Source organism: Methylovulum miyakonense HT12 (assembly GCF_000384075.1).
In the GTDB taxonomy this organism is placed as follows: domain Bacteria; phylum Pseudomonadota; class Gammaproteobacteria; order Methylococcales; family Methylomonadaceae; genus Methylovulum; species Methylovulum miyakonense.
In genome coordinates, this window is sequence record NZ_KB913025.1 from 89238 (window position 1) to 103086 (window position 13849).

General features: G+C 46.9%; 21 protein-coding genes. 1 reads left to right on the forward strand and 20 read right to left on the reverse strand.

Annotation, left to right across the window (positions count from 1 at the left end):
* Positions 1–9 precede the first annotated feature (9 nt).
* The 20 genes from METMI_RS0100435 to crp all read right to left on the reverse strand — a co-directional run bounded on the left by METMI_RS0100435 (position 10) and on the right by crp (position 13291).
* Positions 10–486: a DUF2721 domain-containing protein gene (locus METMI_RS0100435; RefSeq protein WP_019864180.1), complete on the reverse strand. Its 477-nt coding sequence runs from the start codon at positions 484–486 to the stop codon at positions 10–12.
* Positions 476–1777 (reverse strand): Fe-S cluster assembly protein SufD, encoded by a 1302-nt coding sequence (gene sufD / locus METMI_RS0100440; RefSeq protein WP_019864181.1) that lies wholly within the window; start codon positions 1775–1777, stop codon positions 476–478. The genes METMI_RS0100435 and sufD overlap by 11 nt, the downstream gene beginning before the upstream one ends.
* Positions 1774–2523 (reverse strand): Fe-S cluster assembly ATPase SufC, encoded by a 750-nt coding sequence (sufC, locus tag METMI_RS0100445; protein ID WP_019864182.1) that lies wholly within the window; start codon positions 2521–2523, stop codon positions 1774–1776. The genes sufD and sufC overlap by 4 nt, the downstream gene beginning before the upstream one ends.
* Positions 2524–2571: 48 nt before the next feature.
* Positions 2572–2781, reverse strand: coding sequence for a DUF2281 domain-containing protein (locus METMI_RS0100450; RefSeq protein WP_156829729.1), 210 nt, complete (start codon positions 2779–2781; stop codon positions 2572–2574).
* A complete protein-coding gene (locus tag METMI_RS0100455) occupies positions 2778–2975 on the reverse strand; it encodes a hypothetical protein (protein WP_019864184.1) in 198 nt (65 codons plus the stop codon). Before METMI_RS0100455 ends, METMI_RS0100450 begins: the two co-directional genes overlap by 4 nt.
* A 223-nt stretch (positions 2976–3198) precedes the next feature.
* The gene (locus METMI_RS0100460) at positions 3199–3822 is read right to left on the reverse strand and encodes a hypothetical protein (RefSeq protein WP_019864185.1); all 624 of its coding nucleotides are present in this window, start codon (positions 3820–3822) and stop codon (positions 3199–3201) included.
* A 44-nt stretch (positions 3823–3866) separates the two neighbouring features.
* Positions 3867–4151, reverse strand: a complete 285-nt coding sequence (locus tag METMI_RS25925) for a type II toxin-antitoxin system death-on-curing family toxin (protein WP_083930124.1) — start codon at positions 4149–4151, stop codon at positions 3867–3869.
* A 145-nt stretch (positions 4152–4296) separates the two neighbouring features.
* Positions 4297–4446, reverse strand: coding sequence for a hypothetical protein (locus METMI_RS26635; RefSeq protein ID WP_019864187.1), 150 nt, complete (start codon positions 4444–4446; stop codon positions 4297–4299).
* A gap of 10 nt (positions 4447–4456) precedes the next feature.
* Complete coding sequence (locus tag METMI_RS0100480; RefSeq protein ID WP_019864188.1) at positions 4457–4654, reverse strand: type II toxin-antitoxin system HicB family antitoxin; 198 nt, start codon at positions 4652–4654, stop codon at positions 4457–4459.
* On the reverse strand, positions 4647–4859 hold the full coding sequence (locus METMI_RS0100485) for a type II toxin-antitoxin system HicB family antitoxin (RefSeq protein WP_029151401.1): 213 nt from the start codon (positions 4857–4859) through the stop codon (positions 4647–4649). The genes METMI_RS0100480 and METMI_RS0100485 overlap by 8 nt, the downstream gene beginning before the upstream one ends.
* Positions 4849–5106 (reverse strand): hypothetical protein, encoded by a 258-nt coding sequence (locus METMI_RS0100490; protein ID WP_019864191.1) that lies wholly within the window; start codon positions 5104–5106, stop codon positions 4849–4851. The genes METMI_RS0100485 and METMI_RS0100490 overlap by 11 nt, the downstream gene beginning before the upstream one ends.
* Positions 5106–6554: a Fe-S cluster assembly protein SufB gene (gene sufB, locus METMI_RS0100495; protein ID WP_019864192.1), complete on the reverse strand. Its 1449-nt coding sequence runs from the start codon at positions 6552–6554 to the stop codon at positions 5106–5108. The genes METMI_RS0100490 and sufB overlap by 1 nt, the downstream gene beginning before the upstream one ends.
* A 59-nt stretch (positions 6555–6613) precedes the next feature.
* Positions 6614–7063 carry an SUF system Fe-S cluster assembly regulator gene (locus tag METMI_RS0100500; RefSeq protein ID WP_019864193.1) on the reverse strand — a complete coding sequence of 150 codons (450 nt, stop codon included), beginning with the start codon at positions 7061–7063 and terminating at the stop codon, positions 6614–6616.
* Between the two features lie 74 nt (positions 7064–7137).
* Complete coding sequence (gene recO / locus METMI_RS0100505; protein ID WP_019864194.1) at positions 7138–7854, reverse strand: DNA repair protein RecO; 717 nt, start codon at positions 7852–7854, stop codon at positions 7138–7140.
* Positions 7844–8728: a GTPase Era gene (gene era, locus METMI_RS0100510; protein ID WP_019864195.1), complete on the reverse strand. Its 885-nt coding sequence runs from the start codon at positions 8726–8728 to the stop codon at positions 7844–7846. The genes recO and era overlap by 11 nt, the downstream gene beginning before the upstream one ends.
* Complete coding sequence (gene rnc, locus METMI_RS0100515; protein ID WP_019864196.1) at positions 8725–9408, reverse strand: ribonuclease III; 684 nt, start codon at positions 9406–9408, stop codon at positions 8725–8727. The genes era and rnc overlap by 4 nt, the downstream gene beginning before the upstream one ends.
* The gene (locus METMI_RS0100520) at positions 9408–9782 is read right to left on the reverse strand and encodes a DUF4845 domain-containing protein (RefSeq protein WP_019864197.1); all 375 of its coding nucleotides are present in this window, start codon (positions 9780–9782) and stop codon (positions 9408–9410) included. The genes rnc and METMI_RS0100520 overlap by 1 nt, the downstream gene beginning before the upstream one ends.
* 45 nt (positions 9783–9827) lie before the next feature.
* A complete protein-coding gene (gene lepB, locus METMI_RS0100525) occupies positions 9828–10607 on the reverse strand; it encodes a signal peptidase I (protein WP_019864198.1) in 780 nt (259 codons plus the stop codon).
* Between the two features lie 62 nt (positions 10608–10669).
* A complete protein-coding gene (lepA, locus tag METMI_RS0100530) occupies positions 10670–12469 on the reverse strand; it encodes a translation elongation factor 4 (RefSeq protein ID WP_029151402.1) in 1800 nt (599 codons plus the stop codon).
* Positions 12470–12631: 162 nt separating this feature from the next.
* Positions 12632–13291 carry a cAMP-activated global transcriptional regulator CRP gene (gene crp / locus METMI_RS0100535; RefSeq protein WP_019864200.1) on the reverse strand — a complete coding sequence of 220 codons (660 nt, stop codon included), beginning with the start codon at positions 13289–13291 and terminating at the stop codon, positions 12632–12634.
* 137 nt (positions 13292–13428) lie between these two features.
* Here crp and METMI_RS0100540 point away from each other — a divergent pair, with 137 nt between their 5' ends.
* A complete protein-coding gene (locus tag METMI_RS0100540) occupies positions 13429–13845 on the forward strand; it encodes an OsmC family protein (RefSeq protein ID WP_029151403.1) in 417 nt (138 codons plus the stop codon).
* The last annotated feature ends 4 nt before the right edge of the window (positions 13846–13849 follow it).

The following is a 13849-nucleotide window of genomic DNA, read 5'->3' on the forward strand; positions in this document are numbered from 1 at the left end:
ACCACGTTGTTATGACTGCTCATCAGCAACGTCTAACGAATCAATCAAACCATACAATTTTTCTTCTTCCTTGACTGAGCTTAAAGCAATACTGACTTCCGCAATATAAAACGCCAAGCCGATCATCATCGACAAAACCGACAACACAAATAAAATCACGGCAAAGACTAACGCTTCAGGCGCGTATAGGCCTAAGCCTAATAATAGACAAGTCATCATTACCCCGATAGTGCCAAGCAGCAAGTAAAAAAAGGCTTGTTTGATTTTTTTCGCCCGTTTCTCTACCGATTCAATTTGCGATTGAAATGCGATGGCTTCCTGTCTTTTGCCTGCCGTTGCCGCTAAATGCTTTTCTCTATGAAAGACTCGCAGGCGCGATACCATTGCCATTAAACGGGCATTTAGCGATAACACAAACAAACCCGCCGCAGAAATAAAAATCGCAGGGGCAACAAAAGCTTGAAATAACTCTAATTTAGTCAACATAGCTATTTTGGGGGAAATGTTGTAACACTAACTGCACCAGCAGCGTTTTTAATAGCGGCAGATTGACCTTATCCACCATTTCATTAGCAAACGCAAAAGTCAGCATATTCCTAGCCGTTTCCTCATCCACTCCGCGCGATTGCAGATAAAACACCGATTTTTCTTCCAACTGCCCAACGGTCACACCATGTCCGCATTTGACATCATCAGCGTAGATTTCTAGCTGCGGTTTGGTGTCGGCTTCGGCATCCGCTGATAACAGCAGGTTGCGGTTATTCATTTGCGAATCGGTAAGTTGCGCGTCTTCGGCAACGATAACGCGGCCTTGGAACACGCCACGGGCGCGGCCGTCCAACACACCTTTGTAGGTTTCACGGCTGATGCCGTACGGTTTTAGGTGGTTGATGCGCGTGTGGTTGTCGAGATGTTGGCGTTTTACGCCCAAGTACAAACCGTTCAGCTCGCATTCCGCCGCCTGATCCAAATCGGTATGGATGTCGGAACGTGCCAGCAAGCCGCCGAAGGCAAAATTATGGTGCGTACAACGGGCGTCGCGGGCTTGTTGGATGTACAAACCGCCGAAATGATAGGCTTTAGCCGATTCGCATTGCACTTTGTAGACGGTCAATTCGGAGTTTTGACCAACAAACGCTTCTGTCACTGCCGCCGACAAGTAACCAACATCTGCACCGACAAAAGTTTCCAACCATTGCGCGGCGGCGTTTTCAGCCAGCACCAACAGGTTGCGCGTGGTCGCCAAACCGCCGTCTTGGGTGACGATGTGCAGGCATTGGATGGGCTTGTCTAACACGCACAGAGCAGGGATGTGGACAAACACGCCATCGGTGAACCACGCATTGTTGAAGGCGATAAAGCCGTGTTCGTTGCTCGTCACCGCTTTGCCAAAATAGACAGCGACTTGTTCGGGGCAGGTTTGCAAGGCATCCGCCATGCTGAGGATTTGCACGGTATCCGGCAAATCGGCCAGTAGCGACAGTTCAGCAGAAAAATACCCATCGACCAAGACTAGCGAATAAGCATCCGCCAATTGGTAAGATTTAATAAAATCGGCATCAACCGCTCGTGCCGCCGCCAACAGTGGAGTAAACGCCTTTTTCTCCAGCGCGGACACGTTGGTATAACGCCATTCTTCTTCACGTGGCGACGGGAAACCGTCACTTGCGAATTGGGTGTAAGCATCGGCACGGAGTTGTTGCAACCACGGCAAATCTTGCCCAGGCAAGGCCAAAGCTGAGTAGCTGGCGGTGTAATCGTTTAACGCTGTACTCATGCCGCCGCCTCTTCCAACCAGCCATAACCTTTTTCTTCCAGCTCCAAAGCCAGTTCAGGGCCGCCGGATTTGATGATTTGCCCGTGTGCCAAGACGTGGACAAAATCCGGTTTGATGTAATCGAGCAAACGTTGGTAATGCGTGACCATGATGAACGAACGGTCTGGCGAACGTAGCGAATTCACGCCATCGGCGACGATTTTCAGCGCGTCGATGTCGAGGCCGGAATCGGTTTCATCAAGGATGCACAATTTCGGTTCCAACATCGCCATTTGCAGGATTTCATTGCGCTTTTTCTCGCCGCCTGAAAAACCTTCGTTGACGGCGCGGTACAAGAATTTTTCATCCATTTCCAAGGCTTTCACTTTGGCTTTGACCAAAGTCAAAAAATCCATCGCATCGACTTCATCCAAACCGTTGTGCTTGCGTACCGCATTCAGCGCGGCTTTCAGCAAATACACATTGCTCACGCCAGGGATTTCCACCGGATATTGGAACGCCAAAAACACCCCTTCACGGGCACGGATTTCCGGCGGCATCTCCAGCAAATCCTTGCCTTGATAAGTCACCGAACCACCTGTGACTTCGTAACCGGACTTGCCGGACAAAATATGCGACAAGGTGCTTTTGCCGGAACCGTTCGGCCCCATAATGGCGTGGATTTTGCCCGCCTTGACCTCAAGATTGATGCCTTTGAGGATTTTTTTATCGTTTACGTTGACGGTTAGGTCTTTAATACTGAGCATGGGGTTTCCGTTTTTGCTGGTTTGATAGTGTTTTGGTCGTTATTGGTTTTATCTTGACCATTCTGATTGTCGATTATTAGAATTGTCCTGCAAGTCTTGGCGATCACTCCACATGCCAACAAACCCTTCATCTGATAATTTAGTTTCTATTTTCGCTTTATGGAGATCTATGAGAAATTCGATAAAATTCTCGATTTGTCGCTGTGACTCTGGCGGCAGTTGTTCAATATCGTGCAACAATTGGGTAAGGTTCATCATTTATCCTCTAAATCAATATCTCTGCCCATATCCTTGTCGCGTTTAAACAACTCATCTATTTCTTCATCGGTCATATCCACATCCGGTGGTTTTTTTAATAGAGATACAAAAGTTTCAACATCAGCCTTATCATCCCTATCCTGCCATAGTTTGGATGATGGAGTATTTTCAAATAGGCTTTTGCTCGTTTTCACAAATATCCCGCTAAAAAAGGTAACATTGGCAGCAAGCTAATTCTTTAACTGGCTTCACACCCAAGTCTTTACAGAATTTATTGACCAATAATATCTTTGACCTCTGAGTGTCTCGGAATAGCGGTGCGTTTATTCAGTCTAGTAGGGTAGGTAAACGGCTTTATCGTTTGCCCACCATTTGCCGATAAAAATCGGTGGGCAAAAAAGCATTGCCCACAGGGGCTTAACGTTTATTTTTTGAATCTTTAATTTCTTCGTTTATTTTTCCAATTTTTCTTAGCTCATTAGAAACCTTGTCATACCATTCTTGATCAAATGACTTATTCTGCCATTCTTCGCTAATGTTAAGGTCTAGTTTTAAATCATCCAATCTGCTTAGCTCATCTACTAGAACTTCAACCACTAAGTGTGGGTAACTATATTCATAAGAATTCCTAAATTCGTCACTGTAAATTGTAGATGAATATAACTCAGCCAATGAAATGCCGCTTCTCAACTTATCTAATAAAATTAATGGTAATTCTTTCTTTTTGGTTGCCCATCTTTTATTGAACTTTATATATCTAACTAATTTTATGATTGCATAACCCATTGATAAAAAAAGCATCAATGTGAAGCCGAGTAGTTCAATATCTTGTTCTTTAAGAAAAGATTGTAAAAAAATTAATCCAAAAGCACTAATAGACAAGCCTTGAATTGCCCACCAAACAAAAAAAACTAGCGACTTAAAAAGAGGCCATATTTTTTTAATCCAAGGAGTTAAATATAATAATGGAATTAGAATTGGCAAAAATAGAATTATCAATACAATTGCAAGGCGATCTTTTAAGCTCTCATTTAATTTCATGGCTTATTATTCTACAAACTGAATTAGATGTTTTTTCTTCGAATTTAATTGGATTTACAATTCTGCGCCAATAAATCCGCCAACGCTTCCCTAGTCAATTCATTGGTGAAAACCTGAATCACCCAATCATAAAGTTCAGTATTGGTTATCAACGGTTGCTTTTGATTAGCCACTAAAAACACCATCATACAAGCAGCTGCAACCCGTTTGTTACCGTCAACAAACGGATGGTTACGGGCAATGGAGTAACAATATTGCGCTGCGGCTTGATAACTATCTTGCGTGTAATGCCAAGTTTGTTCCGCTGCGCCTAAAGCAGATTCCAGCAGGGCTTCATCCCTTTAACAGCGGTAAACCACCAAAGCGTTCGATTTGTTGCTGGTGGATTTTTAATGCCAAGGCTTTATAAATAAAGAACATGCCTGCCGCTTATTGGGCTATTTTTTCAAAAGCCTTGGCATATTGATCCATTAACTAAGCATGGATAGCTAATGCCGCTTCTTCCGTTACTTGCCCGGATTGTTCGTGTTTTTGTTCCAATTTCAAAATATATTCAAAAACTTCAGTTTGTAAGTCGATAGGTAACAGCTCAACATGTTGCTGAATTTTTTCGATTATTTGCATAATAAATTCCCTATACAATCGTAAATTTTACTGTGCGGTGCTTAATTTCTGCCATCGAAGCACATTCAAAAAACAATTCCACCGCTTCTTTCAAATTGTCTTTAGCTTCTTCAATGTTTATGCCTTGGCTGGCAATGTCCAATTCAGGACATAGCGACACATAAACATCGTCTTCTTCATGAATAATCGCAGTAAATTGTTTACGCATACAACAATCGACCTTTCGGATCAGGCACATAACGCCCCAATTCCACAGCCGTTTCTAGCCATTCGGCAATCACTTGCTCCGCATTTTTAACTGCTTCCTGATACGTTGTGCCATCCGCCATACAACCTGCCAACTCCGGCACTTCGGCGATATAAGCTTGGTCTTCTTCGCTCCAGTAAATAATCATTTCGTATTTAGTCATCATCTAACCCCAAACGATAGCGAACAATAATTTGACGGACTTGTTTGACTTGATAGGCTTTTGCCATTGCACCCAGCGGCTGGATATTCAAAATTTCGGCAACACCTTCTTTGGTGAAAATATGATGGTCGCCGCGAATCCGCTCTTGGAATTCTAAGCGTACCAGCAATTGCCGCAATTCTGAGAATAAGATATTGGCATCGGATCGTCCATGGACGATTTTCTGCAAAATCTTATCGTACTTACCCACTAGCCCACCGACCCTTCCAAACTCAAGCCCAACAAAGCCTGTGCTTCCACCGCAAATTCCATCGGCAATTCCTTAAACACTTCCTTACAAAAGCCATTCACAATCATCGAAACGGCATCTTCCGCCGAAAGCCCACGTTGTTGGCAGAAAAACAACTGGTCTTCACTGATTTTGGAGGTCGTCGCTTCGTGTTCAACTTGCGCTGACGGTTGTTTGACTTCTACATACGGAAAGGTATGTGCGCCGCAACGGTCACCGACCAGCAAGGAGTCACATTGGGTGTAATTACGGGCGTTTTCGGCGGATTTCAGCACTTTTACCAAACCGCGATAGGTGTTTTGGGCGCGGCCTGCGGAGATGCCTTTGGAGACAATCGTGCTGCGGGTGTTTTTGCCGATGTGGATCATTTTTGTGCCGGTGTCCGCTTGTTGCCAGTTGTTGGTGACGGCGACGGAATAGAATTCGCCGATAGCGTTGTCACCTGTCAGGATGCAACTGGGGTATTTCCAAGTGATTGCCGAACCGGTTTCGACTTGCGTCCATGACACTTTGGAATTGTCGCCACGGCAATCGGCGCGTTTGGTGACGAAGTTGTAAATGCCGCCTTTGCCGTCTTTGTCGCCGGGATACCAGTTTTGCACAGTGGAATATTTGATGGTGGCATCTTTCAGTGCAACCAGTTCAACCACGGCGGCGTGGAGTTGGTTTTCATCGCGCATCGGCGCGGTGCAGCCTTCTAGGTAAGACACATGGCTGCCTTCGTCGGCGATAATCAGGGTGCGCTCGAATTGTCCGGTGTTAGCGGCGTTGATGCGGAAGTAGGTGGACAACTCCATCGGGCAACGCACGCCTTTGGGGATGTACACGAACGAGCCGTCAGTGAACACGGCGGCGTTGAGCGCGGCAAAGAAATTGTCGCCGACAGGTACGACGGAGCCTAGGTATTCTTTGATTAAATCAGGATGGTCGCGCAGAGCTTCGGAAATCGGGCAGAAAATCACGCCCGCTTCTTTTAGTTTGCCTTTAAAAGTGGTGGCAACAGAAACGCTATCGAACACCGCATCGACGGCGATACCTGCCAATTTTTCTTGCTCATCCAAAGGAATGCCGAGCTTTTTGTAAGCCGCCAATACTTCTGGGTCGATTTCATCCAAACTTTTCGGGCCGTCTTCTTTGCGTTTGGGCGCGGAATAGTAGCTGATCGCCTGATAATCTATCGGCTCGATTTTGACTTGCGCCCAATCCGGCGATTTCATGGTTTGCCAATGGCGGAACGCTTTCAGGCGGTATTCGAGCATGAACTCCGGTTCGTTTTTGACTTTGGACAACTGGTGGATCACGGCTTCGGTCAAGCCTGGCGGGAAGGTGTCGGTTTCCAACACCGTGACAAAACCTTGTTTGTAATCTTGGTTGATGAGATTGGTGATTTCTTCGCTGGTGGCTGACATAAGATTCTTAAGGTATTTGGATATGGAACACAGGCAACGGTATCGCCGCCCGCCCTAGGCTATTGGTATAAACTGGCGACCGGGATATAGATTTCTTCAGGTACGGCCAGCGGCCTGACTAAATCGGCTAAGGTCACGGATTCCAAAGCATTGTGTATCGTTTGGTTGATCAGATGCCAATTGGCGCGTATGCCGCAGCCCGAAGCCTGCTCACAAGCTTGTTTGGAAATGCTGCATTCGGTCAAGGCGATAGGGCCTTCCAACGCGCTGATGATCGCCGCAACGGTAATATTTTCCGGTTCGCTGGCTAGCGTGTAACCGCCTTTGGAGCCGCGTGTGGACATCAATACCTTAGCGTTCACCAATATTTTCAATATCTTGCTGACGGTCGGCAAGGCGATGCCAGTCACTGCCGCCATTTCCATCGCGGCAAACACCCGGTTTTTATCTTTTGCCATCACGCTTAAGATCACCGTTGCATAATCAGTCAGTTTTCCTACCCGTATCATGATCGACCCCTTTCAATTAAGGACTATTTTAGTCCTATTTAAATTCAGAGTAAAGCAATGGGTTATTGACATGTTTAACCATAGACATCGCTATTAACAATTTGCTGGATAACCGCACGGCTTTTCAAAGGCTTACTTTGCAGGTAGGCGTCAATTACGGTGCGCATCAGCAATTTGGCTTCGATCTGCACTTTAGGACTTTCAAAATCACGCACAGCCAAGGCTAGTAGGGTCGTACCGGAAATTTGTCCCTTTTTATCGGCAACCAGACCTACCCCTATTTTAAACCGATAGGTTTGCTGCGGATCAATAGCTTGCAGGGTGTCCGCATCGTGTCCAAAATCCAAACCATAGCCGCTATGTTCCAGCAATTCCAGTTCAAAAATGCGCAAGGCGGCTTGGATATTGATGTTTTCGGCGAGTTGCGCCAAGCACTGTTGATAAGCGTGAAAAACTTCGGGGTGCGGGTCGTGCGGGTGCAGGAACCGCCCGACTAGCTCGTTGACATAAAAGCCGCAGTAAAGGGCCAATCCTTGTAATGGCAACGCTGGCAGGATCGCTTCGGCATGGCTCAGGCCCTTTAGCTCGGCCTTGCCAACCGCGCTGATGTTCAATGGCACAAAGGGTTGGAGCAAAGCCACCGTTTTGGATTGGGGTTTCCTGACCCCTTTCGCAACTAGCGGCAATCGACCCTCGTCACGGGTCAGGACATCAAGGAGCAGGCTGGTTTCACGGTAAGGTTGGTGTTGCAGAATAAACGCAGGTTGCAAGTTAACGGCATTATGCGTCATGAAAGCCAAGGCTTTGCAAAGCCCGTTCGTTGTCCGACCAACCGGATTTCACTTTCACCCAGAGCTGGAGATAGACTTTTTGGCCGATCAGCCGCTCAATGTCGTGCCGAGCATCGGTACCGACATTCTTGAGCATTTCGCCATCCTTGCCAATGACGATATTTTTTTGCGAGGCTTTTTCCACCCAGATGATGGCGTAGATTTTGGTGATTTCAGGGTTTTCTTCGTAACGCTCAATTTCCACGGTCATCACATAGGGAAGCTCCGCACCTAAGCGGCGGGTCAATTTTTCACGGATGATTTCTGAGACCAAAAACCGTTCGGGGCGGTCGGTGACCTGGTCTTCGGGATAAATCATCTCCCGCTCCGGTAACAAGCCCATGATCAGGCCATCCAACAAATCCAGATTAATCCGTTTCAATGCCGAAATGGGCACCAAATGCTCAAACGGGTAGCGTTGTTGGGCCTCATTGAAAAATGTCAGCACCGCATCTTTTTCGACTAGTTTATCGACTTTGTTGACGGCAAGAATCACTGGCAATCCCGCTTGTTCCAATTTTTTGAAAATCACCTCATCGTATTCATGCCAATACAAGCCATCGAGCAACCAGACAATCACATCCACGCCCAACAAAGTGGTTTCGGCAGTACGGTTCAAATGCCGGTTCAAAGCGCGTTTTTGGTTGTCGTGCATCCCTGGGGTATCGACATAAATCGCCTGCCCGGCCTCGGTGGTGTTGATGCCAAGGATGCTATGCCGCGTGGTTTGCGGCTTGCGCGAGGTGATGCTGATTTTTTGTTTCAGCAGATGATTCATCAGCGTTGATTTGCCGACATTGGGCCGCCCGATCAGGGCAACGTAACCACACTTCATGGATTAACCTTATTGAGTAATTTGAGCATCTGTTCGGCGGAGGCTTGTTCGGCTTTTTTGCGGGTGATGCCTGCACCGACGGTCGCCTCTTCGAGGATAGGGATGGTGCATTTGACGGTGAAGGTTTGTTCATGCGACAAACCGGACATGCTGACGAGGCTATATTCCGGCAAATCCAGCTTCTTTGCCTGCATCAGCTCCTGCAATTGGGTTTTAGGGTCTTTTTGCCCGCTATTCACAGATAAATTTTCAAGTTTTTCGGCGAACAGGGTTTCTATCCATTGTTGGCAGGCGACAATGCCTTGGTCTTTAAACAACGCGCCCATAATGGCCTCCAACGCGTCTGACAAAATGGAATCACGCCTAAAACCACCGCTTTTTAACTCGCCTGACCCCAGGTTCAGATAATCTCCAAGCTTGTGTTTCCTCGCCAGGTCAGCAAGCGAGGCCTCATTAACCAAACTAGCCCTTAAGCGACTTAAGGTGCCTTCACTGGCATCAGGAAAGCGGTCATACAGTTTCTGGGCAATGACAAAACCTAAAATGGAATCGCCCAAGAATTCCAGACGTTCATTATTTTTGGAACTCGCGCTACGATGCGTTATCGCCGTCACAAAAAGCTGGGGGTTAACAAACGTCAGCCCGAGTTTTTTACTTAACAGCTCTGGTTTTCTTAACACTAACCACCGACCTCAAAAGAGTCGTTAAACTCCGCCAAAATACTCAAATTCCCGATAATCGGTTCAATAACCTCATACTCGATAGACACTTTCAGGTACCCACCACTTTTAGTAATGTGGATATCCTGGGGTTTGATGTCGTAGACATAATTCACATTGAATTTTTTAGCGAAACTATTTCTAATGTCATATTCGCTTTGGTTTTCTATGCCTTCAATTTCTTTGACTTGATTCAAGGCATTGACAACTTTATTGTGGTCCAAATAAATTGGCAAGATCTTAAGCACCAATAACGCCACACCACCAATAAAGCCTAACAGCACAATCAAAGATATTAGCGTTAAACCTTGTTGGCGTTTATGCAAAATCTTCATGGTTTTTCTCCAGTCAATTTAAAAAATTTCAATTTTTGATCCCGTTTATTGAAGCAACGTGCCAATCCGGTCAAAACCTATGATGCCTTTTGTATCCCAGTCCCAACTCATCCAAATGAAAAAGGCTTTGCCAACCAAGTTTTCCTCCGGCACCATGCCCCAATAGCGGCCATCATTGCTGTTGTCACGGTTATCGCCCATCACGAAATAATGCCCTTCAGGCACGACATAAACGCCTTCGGCTGACATGGCCCCTTCCCGCACCAAAATGCTATGTTCAACGCCATTCAAATTTTCGAGCAATTGCTCCGCACCCGTCATATCTTGGCCTTGCCCGACACCTTGATAGCGGCCTAAGCTAACCTGCCCTGCGGGCTGGCCATTAACCCATAATTTTTTGTCCTCATAAGCAATATGGTCGCCAGGGATGCCGATCACGCGCTTGATATAATCGACAGAGGGATCTTTAGGGAAACGGAACACCACGATGTCGCCGCGTTTGGGCTCGTTTAAGGGCACAATTTTTTTATTGATCACCGGCAAACGGATGCCATAAGTAAACTTATTCACCAGAATAAAATCACCCACCAGCAAAGTCGGCATCATGGAACCTGAAGGGATACGGAAAGGCTCCGCCAAAAATGAGCGCAAAAGCAACACGATCAGCAGGATCGGAAAAAAAGAACGGGCATACTCGATGACCACAGGCTCGTTAGCCTCATCGAACACCTCGCCCTTGGATTTGAGCAAAAACAGATACCCCCCCCAGAGTGCGCCGGTAATAACTGTGCCGATTAACAAAAAAAAGGAAAAATCAAAATCCATAATATTGTCTGTATGTAATTTAAAGGGTGGTCTATCTGAAATTAAAAAAATGGGAAGGAAAGCTATTCCTTATTGAGCTGCAAAACCGCCAGAAACGCTTCTTGGGGGATTTCGATGTTACCAACCTGCTTCATGCGCTTCTTGCCGGCCTTTTGTTTTTCCAGCAGTTTTTTCTTGCGGCTAATATCGCCACCATAACATTTTGCAATGACGTTCTTGCGCATCGCCTTGACCGTTGAACGCGCGATGATCTTAGAGCCAATCGCCGCTTGGATTGCCACCTCGTACATTTGCCGTGGAATCAAATCCTTCATTTTTTCCACCAAATCCCGGCCACGATTATTGCTTAAATCGCGGTGCACAATCACCGACAAGGCATCAACTTTTTCGTTGTTAATCAACACATCCAGCTTGATCAAATCCGCTTCCTGAAACCGTAAGAACTCATAATCGAACGAGGCGAACCCACGGCTGACCGATTTCAGGCGGTCAAAGAAATCCAGCACCACTTCACTGAGCGGCATTTCATAATGCAATGAGACTTGCCTACCGGCAAACTGCATATCCTTTTGCACGCCACGTTTTTCAATGCACAAACTGATCACACCGCCTAGATATTTTTCCGGCACGAGAATATTGGCACGGATAATCGGCTCCCTGATTTCTTTGACGATGCCGCCATCAGGCAGTTTTGCTGGGTTGTCCACCATCAGGATGTCACCTGTTTGGGTAATGACCTCATAAATTACCGTAGGGGCGGTGGTAATCAAATCCACGTCGTATTCACGTTCCAGGCGCTCTTGGACAATTTCCATGTGCAACATGCCCAAAAAACCGCAACGGAAACCAAACCCTAAGGCCTGTGAAGTTTCCGGCTCAAACTGCAAGGCGGCATCATTGAGGTTGAGCTTGTTCAAAGCTTCGCGCAAATCCTCGTAATTGTCGGAACTGACCGGATAAAGCCCTGCAAACACACGGGGTTGCACGCGCTGGAACCCGGTGAGCTGCTCCGCCGCCGGCTTGTCTGTCCAGGTGATGGTGTCGCCGACGGGCGCACCAAAAATATCTTTGATGCCCGCCACCAAAAAGCCCACTTCGCCCGTGTTCAAGACATCTTTTTCTAGGCGTTTAGGCGTGAACACACCGACTTTTTCCGCCAAGAACGATTTGCCGGTAGACATGATGGTGATCTTTTGTTTTTTGCGGATGCTCCCGTGCATGATACGGATCAACGACACCACACCCAAATAACTGTCGAACCAGGAATCGATAATCAACGCCTGTAGCGGCCCGTCAATATTGCCCGTTGGTGGTGGCACTTTTAGCACCAACTGCTCCAGCACATCATGGACACCCAAACCTGTTTTTGCGCTGATCATCAGCGCTTCGTCGGCCGGAATCCCGATCACCTCCTCAATTTCGGTCTGCACCCGCTCCGGTTCGGCAGAGGGCAAATCAATTTTGTTCAAGACGGGCACAACTTCCAAGCCCTGCTCTATCGCCGTATAACAATTGGCGACACTCTGCGCTTCAACGCCTTGGGCGGCATCCACCACCAGCAACGCGCCTTCGCACGCCGCAAGTGACCTTGACACCTCGTAGGAAAAATCGACATGGCCGGGGGTGTCGATAAAATTCAACTGATATGTTTCACCATCTTTTGCCTTGAAATCCAAAGTGACGCTCTGAGCCTTAATGGTAATCCCGCGCTCCCGTTCAATATCCATTGAATCAAGCACTTGCGCAGACATTTCCCGCTCAGTCAAGCCACCACAAATTTGAATAAAACGGTCTGCGAGAGTCGATTTGCCGTGATCGATATGCGCAATAATGGAGAAATTTCTGATATGTTTTAAATCCACTGATGATCTACTGGGTGTGAGGTTATGGAGACGCTTAAGAAGAGCTTGCGGTAAGTCCCTGTACGCTTAAATATGCCAACCATTGTAACAGATCCAGGCGTGATAAAGGGGGGCAAACAGCAACTTTCCGTTTTCTAAAAACCATGTCCGCGCCCAAAAAAGCTAACGCGTACCAAAAACCACGATGGTTTTACCGTGCGCCGTCAATAATTTTTTGTTTTCCAGCTCTTTTAAAATGCGTCCGGCCATTTCCCTTGAACAGCCGACCAAACGGCCAATTTCCTGCCGGGAAATATGCAGTTGCATGCCTTCGGGATGCGTAATCGCATCCGGCTCCTTGCATAAATCCAGCAAAGTGCGCGCAATCCGGCCTTCAACATCCATAAACGCCAAATCGGTGAATTTGCGGCTGGTCGTCAACAGCCGCTCCGACAATTGTTCCCCGATCATGTACAGCAAATCCGGCGCGTAAGGCAACAGCTCATGCTTCAACATTTCCCGAAAACGCTCATAACTAACTTCCGCAAGATAACAAGGGCAACGGGTCTTGACGGTGACCTTGCGCACTTCCGGCTCCTTAAAAACCCCAACCTCGCCTAGGAATTCATTTTTATTGACATAAGCCAGCATCAGCTCCTGCTTGCCATCGGCATCTTCAGCGCAAACGCTGACAGACCCCTCTATGATGAAATATAACCGGTCACCCTTGTCGCCAGGCTTCATAATCACGGACTTGGAAGGATAATGTTTTTTATGGCAAAGCTTTAAGAATTCTTCTAACGCTTCCTTACCATATAATTTTTGTGTGGTTTCCTGTGTCATACGAATCGTGGATCCTATTTTTGTGGTGTAGCGAATTATCAACTATGAATTTTAGCAAAAAAATCAACTTTGCAACGTTATCAATGCACATTTATATGCTACCCTATGCGTCTTTTTTCGCTAGGGGAAAAATAATCATGCGGGCAACAATCAAATGGATAGACGGCGTCATGTTTGTTGGCGAAACAGGAAGCGGCCACGCAGTCGTGATTGATGGCCCACCCGACCATGGTGGGCGCAATATGGGCGTACGCCCCATGGAATTGCTGTTATTAGGCGTAGGTGGCTGCTCGTCATTTGATGTGGTGCAGATCCTACAAAAAGGCCGGAACCACATCACCCACTGTGTCACTGAAGTTACTGCGGAACGGGTGGATGCCATACCCAGCGTATTTAGCAAGATCCATTTACACTTTATTGTCACGGGCCACGATTTAAAACCAGCGGCAGTAGAACGTGCGGTCAAACTGTCGGCGGAAAAATACTGTTCTGCTTCCATCATGTTAAGCAAAGCAGTTGAGATCACCCATGATTTTGAGATTATCGAGGTTTAATTAT